Origin of the sequence: Deinococcus pimensis DSM 21231 (assembly GCF_000519345.1) — a bacterium.
Lineage (GTDB): Bacteria > Deinococcota > Deinococci > Deinococcales > Deinococcaceae > Deinococcus_A > Deinococcus_A pimensis.
The window spans coordinates 22,607-30,452 of record NZ_KI912636.1 but is presented as its reverse complement, the minus strand read 5'-3'; the positions used below and the strand labels follow the sequence as shown (position 1 = coordinate 30,452).

Sequence of the window (7,846 nt, the reverse complement as noted above, 5' to 3'; positions counted from 1 at the left end):
GTGGAGCAGCGCGCCGCCCGCTTCCGCGCGCTCGGCGTGTTCGCGCTCGCCTGACACCCGGCGGGCCTCATGAGCACTTGCGCGGCCCGCCCCCCTCTGCTATAGTTCCTCTCGCTGAGCGCGCAGACGCGCGAACGAAGCGAGTATTCGGCAGTAGCTCAGCGGTAGAGCGTCCGACTGTTAATCGGATGGTCGTAGGTTCGATCCCTACCTGCCGAGCCAGACGGGAACCCCCTCCATGAGGGGGTTTTTCCTTTTGCTCGTGCATCCCCCGCTCGACCCGGACGAAGTGCCCGGCCCGCCACCCTTGAGCGAACGGGGGGAATGTGTACCGGGCGGTCTCCCCAGGGGGTACAGTGGAAGCGTCGATCCCGTCGCGCCCCGTGCTTGGACGACTCCGCCCCTCGCATCGTCTGGAGTCTCCATGCCCGAGGATCAAGTCTCGCGGTACGCCCGCGAGCTCCTGCTGCTGTTCAGGACCCCGCGGCAGCACGTCTGGCTGTTCGGGAGGAGCCCGGCGTTCCTGATCGCCGCTCGACGGAACGATCCCCCCTCCGTCGGGGAGCTCGTCCTGCTCACGCTGCGGCGCGTGCCGAGCGCGGGCGTTCTGCCCGTCGGCCTGCTCATCGACGATCTCACGGCGCTCGCCCGGGAAGCCCGAACCGGTGCGGACGCAGATCTGCACTGACGACGGGAGGAGCCTCCGCGCTCCCCGCGCCGTCCACGAAAAGGACCACATGACGCTCAATGGCTGGGACCGACAGGAATGGCGTGACGCCCGCGAGACCCTCGCGGGCCTCCTCAACGACGACCGCACCTCCGAACTCGACCTGTTCCAGGCCGCGCGGCTCACACCCCGCCTGTTCGAGCGCGCCATGCTCGAACTGCTGCACGAGGGCCGCGTGCGGCGTCACGCGGGCACGCAGGGCCGCGTCAGCTACTCGCTCGCCCGTCCGGCGGGAAGTCCGGGCCCGACCGCCCCGACGAGACTCTCACGTGACGAGCTCGCCGTGCACGCCTTCCTGAAGGCCGCGCCCAACACCGCCCGGCAGGTCGGCACCACCCTCGGCATGCGCATGCCGGACGTGCACTCCGTCCTCGAACGGCTCGCACGGCTCGAGCTCGTCACCGTGCGCTACGTCGGGCAGCTCAACATCTACCGCGCCAGCTGAGGACGCCCCCGCGGTCAGCCGGACGGCAGGGTGAAGCCGAAGGTCGCGCCCTCGCCCACGTGACCCTCGGCGAACACGCGGCCCCCGTGACGCGTCACGATGCGCCGCACGTTCGCGAGGCCCACGCCCGTCCCGTCGAACTCCTCCTGACGGTGCAGCCGCTGGAAGACCCCGAACAGCTTGTCCTGGTAGCGCGGGTCGAAGCCGACGCCGTTGTCCCGCACGAACACCGCCGTCTCGCGCGGGCGGACCTCCGCCCAGACGCGCACGACCGTCACCTCCCGCGCGCGGGTGTACTTCAGCGCGTTGGTCAGCAGGTTCACCATGACCTGGCGCAGCATGTCCACGTCCCCCGTCACGAGCGGCAGGTCCGAGATCTCCCAGCGCACCTCGCGGCCCAGCAGGTCCGGTTCGCTCTCCCGCACGATCTGCCGCACGAGCGCCCCGAGGTCCACCGGGCCCCGCTGGAGCGGCAGGCGCGACGTGCGTGACAGGTCCAGCATCGCGTCGATCAGGCGGTTCATGCTGTGCGCCGCCTCGTCCACGATGGTGAGGTACCGCGTGGCCTTCTCGTCGAGCGCGGCCCCGACGGCCTTGCGCAGAAGCTGGTTGAAGCCCGCGATGTGCCGCACCGGCGTCCGCAGGTCGTGACTGACGCTGTACGCGAACGCCTCGAGTTCCTCGTTCGCCGCCGCGAGCGCCGCCCGTTCGCGTTCGAGTTCGGCGGCCTTGTCCACGCGGTCCAGCGCGAGCTCCAGGCTGTTCCCGACCGTCTCGATGACCGTGCGCTGCGTGGACGTCCACGCGCCGTGCTCGAACATCGACAGGCCGAAGATGCCCCGGACGTGCCCGGCGGACGTGAGGGGCAGCATCGCCGTGGCGGACACGTGGACCATGTGGTCGCCGAGGCCGTCGCTGTGCACGTCGTAGGGTTCCTGGTAGTACACCTCGCCCGTCTCGAAGGGCACGCGCAGGTTCGTGGTGGTGGCGTGGGGGAGGCCCAGCTCGTGCGCCTCGCGCAGGCCGTCGCTGCCGAACTCGCCCAGCATCCGTTTCGCCCACCAGCGGTCCCCCTCGCGCTCGTAGTACACGGCGGCGCCGAGCGGCAGGAGGTCGTACAGCAGCGCCTGCGCCCGCTCGATCAGGGTGTAGGGGTCCGTGTGGTCGCTCAGCTCGCGGGTCCAGTCCTCGAAGCTCACCAGCACCCGGTTGCGGGCCTCCAAGTCCGCGCGTTGCGCCTCCAGCTGCCGTGCCTGCGCGGCGCGCTCCAGGGCGAAGCCGAGGCTGCGCACCACCGTGTCCAGCACCACGCGGTCCGTGCGGGTCCAGGTGTGCCGTTCGAACAGCACCGCCACGAACACCCCGACGGGCGCCCCGCTGAGCAGCACCGGCAGGCTCGCGGCGGCGAGGACGTGCGGCACCATCTCCTCGGGCGTGTCGCTGCCCTGCGCGTACTGATCCTGGTAGAACGCCTCGGCGGTCGTCCAGGGCACGTCCACGCTGGGTGTCCGGCCCACGAGGGGGCCCGCGTCGATGAACGCCTGGAGCTCCGCGTTGCGGACGTCCCCGATCTGCACGCGGTTGCGCCAGCGGTCGCCGTCCCGTTCGTAGTACAGCGCGTACCCGACCGGCAGCAGGGACAGCACGATCTCCTGCGCCTTGCGGATGAGGGTGTAGACGTCCGCGCTGACCTCCAGGTCACGCGTGAGCGCCGCGAAGCCCTCCAGCGCCCTCGCCCGCGCGCTGAGCTCGACGTTCTGCGCTTCGAGCCGCCGGGCCTGCTCGGTGCGTTCGAGCGCCAGCGTGAGGCTGCGCCCCAGCGCGTTCATCAGCGCGTGATCGCGCGGCTGCCATCGCTCGACGCCGCGCAGGCCGACCGTGAACAGGCCTCGCACGTCACCGCCCACCACGAGCGGGTAGACGCAGGCGGACCCGAACACGTCGGTGTTCTCGATGCGTTCGCGGGCGGCGTCCCAGCCGTCGACGAACACGGGCGTCCGCGTCGAGAGGGCCCGCGCGAAGGAGGGCACGTCGAGGGGAAGGCCCGCGCGGATCATGCCGATCTGCTCGGGCGTCATCTCGGGCGTCCACGTGAGCGCCTTCCACAGGCCGCCCTGGATCTCGTAGTAGGCGCTGGAGTGCCCCTCGAACCGCGCGGTCATCACCTCGTAAGCCTTGCGGGTCAGGACGAGGACGTCCGTCTCGGTCGCGGCGAGTTCGGTGAACGCGGTGAACACGTCGAGGGCGGCGACGTGTTCTGCGAAGTGATCGGCGGTGCCAGGAGAGGACGTGAGCGCCCGGGAGGGGGTGAGGTCGGGCATCGCTCTCCACCATACGCCTGAATTCACCTCGTCCGTGAAGGCTCACGCTTCATCCGAGCGAGGAGGGGCGGCGGGCCGGGTAGAGTGCGGGGGCGTGAACAAGCTCGACGAGGCCGACGTCCGCATCGCCGTCCGCGCGCTCCTGGGCGACCCGGACGCCCTCCCGGGCGCCTGGACGACGGCGGGCGTGGACTGGCGGGTCGTGAGTGACGTCACCGACGCCCTCGTGCGGGTACAGGGCCGGGCGTGGACCCGTGGCCGGGACGCGGCGTGGTCGATGGTCGTGAAGACCGCGCGCCCCGACGCGCACGATCCGGTCGATCCCTCGTGGGAGCGGGAGTGGCGCGCGTACACCTCGGGGTTGCTGCGTCCCACCGCGCACGTGCGTCCGGCGCGTCTGCTGCACGTCACCCGTCCCTCGGCGGACCGCGTGCTCCTGTGGCTGGAGGACGTGCCTGACCCCACGCCGGAGGTGTGGCCTCCCTCCCGGCACGTCCTGACGGCCCGTCACCTCGGGGAGTGGGGCGCGGCGCGGCGCCTGCGCGGCGAGGCGCCCGCGTGGTCGTGGCGCGTTTGGATGGACGGCCTGTGCGCCCCGCCGGGTGAGGACGACGTGAGCCGCGCGGACTGCGTGTGGCGCGCGCCCCTCGTGCGGGAGGTCCTCGGGAATGAGGCGCGCGCGCTCCTGAACGCCGTCGCCGGCGCGGGCGAGCGCTGGGAGCGGCGGCTCCGGGCGCTCCCGCCGACCCTCGTGCACCTCGACCCCGTCCGCTCCAACGTCCGCGCGGTCTCCGACCGCGAGACCGTCCTGCTCGACTGGCAGGCGCTCGGTGTGGGCCCGCCCGGCGCGGACCCCGCCATGGCGACCGTCCTGAACGTCTGCCGCTTCCACGCGGATCCGGACGGGGCGGGGGACCTGGCGCGGGAGAGCGTGGAGGCTTACCTCGCCGGGATCGCGGAGACGGGTGTCCCTCTCGACGGGGACGACGTCCGCTTCGCGTTCGCCGCGTTGACGGCGCTGCGGACGGCGGTGATCCTCCGCGCGGTGCTCGGGCGGCTCTCGGCGTCCGAACCCGACCTGCGGCTCTGGAGCACTTGGGGCGAGAAGCGGGACTGGTCCGGGGAGGAGGCCCTGCGGCGCTGGGGCCCCGGCATGGTGACGCTGCTGCGCCTCGGCGTGGAGGGCGCCTCGTGACTTCTCACCGTCCGTAACGGGTCCGTAACTTCGCGGCGCGAAGCTCCGTGCAGACGACGACGCTCCCTCACTCCACCGTCGCCCACGGAGCCCACCATGAACCTCGACCGCACCCAGCAGCGCCTGCGTACCGTCACCCTCGCCCTCACCGCGACCGCCGCCGTCGCGCTCACCGCCGGCATCGTTGCCGTCGCCGCACGTCCCGCCGCGCCCGACACCACCGCCCGCGCGAGCGCCGTGACCGCGTACGAGACGGCCGACAACAACACCGCCACCGTCCGAGAGGCGACGGGCCGCACCCGCGAGTTCACCCTGGAGGTCCACAGGATCATGACCGAGATCGCCCCCGGCGTGAAGGTTGAGCAGTGGGCGTACGGCTTTCCCGGTCAGCAGCCCAGCGTGCCCGGCCCCACCATCCAGGTCACGCAGGGCGAGCGCGTCATCATCCACTTCAGGAACACGCACGACCAGCCGCACACCGTGCACCTGCACGGGATCGCGCGGCTCGCGCAGAACATGGACGGCCTCACGGACGTCATGCCCGGCGACGAGGCCACCTACGAGTTCGTCGCGACGGACGCGGGCACCTTCGCGTACCACTGCCACTACCAGACGTACCTGCACGCCGACATGGGCATGTACGGCGTGATCGTCGTCGAGCCCCGCGACCAGGAGGCGAAGGTCTGGAAGGAGGAGCACGCGATGGTCCTCGACGAGTGGGACAGCCGTCAGAACCCCGCCGCGCCCGTCCACCACAGCGAGCCGAACTACTTCCTCATCAACGGGAAGTCGTTCCCCCTGATTCCGGACATCACCATCGCGCAGGGCCGCACGGACCTCATCCGCGTCGCGAACATGGGCGAGGAGGTGCACAGCCTGCACCTGCACGGCAACACCTTCCTGGAGATCGCCCGCAACGGCGTGGACCTGCCGCAGCCCGTGCGCGGCGACACCCTCGTGATCGCGCCCGGCGAGCGCGCGGACATCCTCGTGAAGGGACGCGACGGCAGCTTCCCCTTCCACGACCACATCGTCAAGGACGTCACGAACGGCGGGATCTACCCGGGCGGCATCCACCTCATGATCAACGGCGGGCCCGCGCTCGACTCGTACGGGCAGCTCGCGAAGGGCGCGTCGGTGCACAGCCACATGACGACGTCGGCGGCGCCGGCGAGCGGTGAGGCCGGCGAGAAGTACCCCGACGACAGCCCCGCCCACAACCACGTGTACGACCACCTGCCGAAGGACACGAAGGTCCAGGTCGTCGACATCGACCACTTCGCCTTCGACCGCAAGGAACTCCACGTGAAAGTCGGCACGAAGGTCGCGTGGGTGAACCGCGACGCGGTCGGGCACAGCGTCACGGCGGGCCTGCCCGGCGGCGACCCGAAGACGCGCGCGTTCGACTCGTCGAACGAGTCGGGCGGCACGCCCGTGATGCTGAAGCAGGGCGAGGCGTGGACGTACACCTTCACGAAGAAGGGCACCTACACGTACTACTGCCTGCCCCACACGAACATGACCGCGAAGGTCGTCGTGGAATGAGGGTGCTCAGCGCACGGCGACCCAGCGGCGGACCGTACGGACCGTCGAGGCGCCGCGCGCGGTCGCGACGACCTCGTATGTGCCGGGCTGCACGTCCGCCGGGACGACGATCGTCGCCTCTCGGTCCGGTCCGGTTCCCGTGACGGCGAAGGTCCGTCCGAACGCCTCCACCGTCATGTCGTCCGCGTGGCCCTGCACCCGGAGCCGCATCACGGTGGACCCACCCCGATCGACCTCGTCGTCGCCGAGCGCGCCGAGCAGGGCGAGGCTGCCCGTGGCGAAGCTGCTGATCTGCTGCCTCGGCTTCTCCGCCGCGGTCAGCACGACGGGCGCGGGCCGCTCGCCCTCCCGCAGCTCGACGGTCGGAGGCGCGGAGAGCGGCTCGTACCGATCGGGCAGACCCGCCGGGTCGAGCGTGACGACGTACCGCCCCGCCGGAAGACCGGATACGCGGACCACGCCCCGGCGGTCCGCGACGGCGGTCCGCGTGACGGGCCCCTCGATCGTGACGCGCGCGTACGGCACGAAGCTCTCGTCGGCGTCGAGGGCGCCGTTGCGGTTCGTGTCGTCCACCACGCTGACCTCCAGCGAGTCGACCCGGCTGACCGCCACGTCCCGCGTCACCCGTCCGTTCTCGGGCACGTCCACGCTCGCGCGGCCCAGCACGTCGAGCGTGACGGGCAGACCGGACACCTCCAGGGTGTGCGCGCCCTTCGAGACGCGCAGGACGTACGCTCCGTCCGCGTCCGTGACGGCGGACGCGCGGCTCACGCTCACACGGACGCCCGCCAGGACGCGCTCGCCGTCGTCGCGGCGGCCGTTGGCGTTCTCGTCCACGAACAGCCGACCGCTGACCTCGCCGCCGACGCGGCCACCGAACAGGTCCACCACGGGCGCGGGCGTGTCGAACGCCAGCGCGACGTTCGTGCTGACACCCGCCGTGAGCCGCTGCGCGACCGTTCCGCCCAGCAGGCCGCCCTCGCCGTTGAGCCGGTACCCGACGCTGACGCCCACGTTCGGCCCGATCACGTTCGTGAGGGTCACGCCGAGCCCGAGCGACTCGGTCAGCGTGGTCGGCCCGTCCAGACGCAGCGCGTACGAGCGGCCGTACGTGACGCTGCTCTGCGCGTCCCGGGTCCACAGGTGCTGCCACTGGCCGTTCAGGGTGTGCTGCGTGAGTCCGTCCGGCTGCCACGCCAGGGTGTAGCCGACGTTCACGCGGTCGGCGTCCCCCAGGGTGGCGCCCAGCCCGAAGCCGACGTCCAGCTCGCGTCGCCGCGCGTCGTTCACCACGCCGTCGTTCCACTGCGCGTCGAGGTTCGCGTCGTACCGGTCGAAGGACAGTCCGAGGCCCCCGCGCAGCGCCATGTCGGAGCCCAGCGTGTCCCCGGGACGCGTGACGAGGGAGCCGCCCACGTTCATGGACATGCCGACGTCCCCGAGGCGGGCGGAGTACGCGACGGTCGGGGTTAGGCTCCACGACGACCGGGTCCCGGGGAGGGTCGAGGAGACGTACGTGCCGCCGAGCGTGGCGCTGAGGCCCGGCAGGGGGCGGGCGAGCAGCAGCGTCGAGGCGCGGGCCGCGAACCCGTCCGGTTGGAGCTGCGCGACCG

6 protein-coding genes and 1 tRNA gene are annotated in these 7,846 nt (G+C 71.7%); 5 read left to right on the top strand and 2 right to left on the bottom strand.

Annotated elements, in window-relative coordinates; genetic code table 11:
- Positions 1–147 precede the first annotated feature (147 nt).
- The 3 genes from DEIPI_RS0107960 (at position 148) to DEIPI_RS0107950 (ending at position 1,172) form a co-directional block, all read left to right on the top strand.
- Positions 148–222: transfer RNA gene (locus DEIPI_RS0107960), tRNA-Asn, on the top strand.
- Positions 223–424: 202 nt separating this feature from the next.
- On the top strand, positions 425–688 hold the full coding sequence (locus DEIPI_RS0107955; protein ID WP_027481423.1) for a hypothetical protein: 264 nt from the start codon (positions 425–427) through the stop codon (positions 686–688).
- Between the two features lie 49 nt (positions 689–737).
- Positions 738–1,172 carry a hypothetical protein gene (locus DEIPI_RS0107950; RefSeq protein ID WP_027481422.1) on the top strand — a complete coding sequence of 145 codons (435 nt, stop codon included), beginning with the start codon at positions 738–740 and terminating at the stop codon, positions 1,170–1,172.
- Between the two features lie 14 nt (positions 1,173–1,186).
- Here DEIPI_RS0107950 and DEIPI_RS35455 read toward each other — a convergent pair whose 3' ends face one another.
- Positions 1,187–3,493, bottom strand: a complete 2,307-nt coding sequence (locus DEIPI_RS35455) for an ATP-binding protein (protein WP_052351664.1) — start codon at positions 3,491–3,493, stop codon at positions 1,187–1,189.
- A gap of 94 nt (positions 3,494–3,587) precedes the next feature.
- Here DEIPI_RS35455 and DEIPI_RS0107940 point away from each other — a divergent pair, with 94 nt between their 5' ends.
- Together DEIPI_RS0107940 and DEIPI_RS29545 are read left to right on the top strand one after the other, a co-directional pair.
- Positions 3,588–4,688 carry a hypothetical protein gene (locus DEIPI_RS0107940; protein WP_027481421.1) on the top strand — a complete coding sequence of 367 codons (1,101 nt, stop codon included), beginning with the start codon at positions 3,588–3,590 and terminating at the stop codon, positions 4,686–4,688.
- 96 nt (positions 4,689–4,784) lie between these two features.
- A complete protein-coding gene (locus DEIPI_RS29545) occupies positions 4,785–6,233 on the top strand; it encodes a multicopper oxidase domain-containing protein (protein WP_084474086.1) in 1,449 nt (482 codons plus the stop codon).
- Between the two features lie 6 nt (positions 6,234–6,239).
- Here the strand turns inward: DEIPI_RS29545 and DEIPI_RS29540 are convergent.
- Positions 6,240–7,846: collagen binding domain-containing protein (locus DEIPI_RS29540; protein WP_045233901.1), on the bottom strand; the 1,607-nt coding region annotated here is incomplete at its 5' end.

What these genes read in the sequence shown, in the direction of transcription:
- DEIPI_RS35455 (WP_052351664.1), bottom strand. Translation starts at nt 3,493, where the DNA reads ATGCCCGACCTCACCCCCTCCCGGGCGCTCACGTCCTCTCCTGGCACC.
- DEIPI_RS29545 (WP_084474086.1), top strand. Translation starts at nt 4,785, where the DNA reads ATGAACCTCGACCGCACCCAGCAGCGCCTGCGTACCGTCACCCTCGCC.
- DEIPI_RS0107955 (WP_027481423.1), top strand. Translation starts at nt 425, where the DNA reads ATGCCCGAGGATCAAGTCTCGCGGTACGCCCGCGAGCTCCTGCTGCTG.
- DEIPI_RS0107950 (WP_027481422.1), top strand. Translation starts at nt 738, where the DNA reads ATGACGCTCAATGGCTGGGACCGACAGGAATGGCGTGACGCCCGCGAG.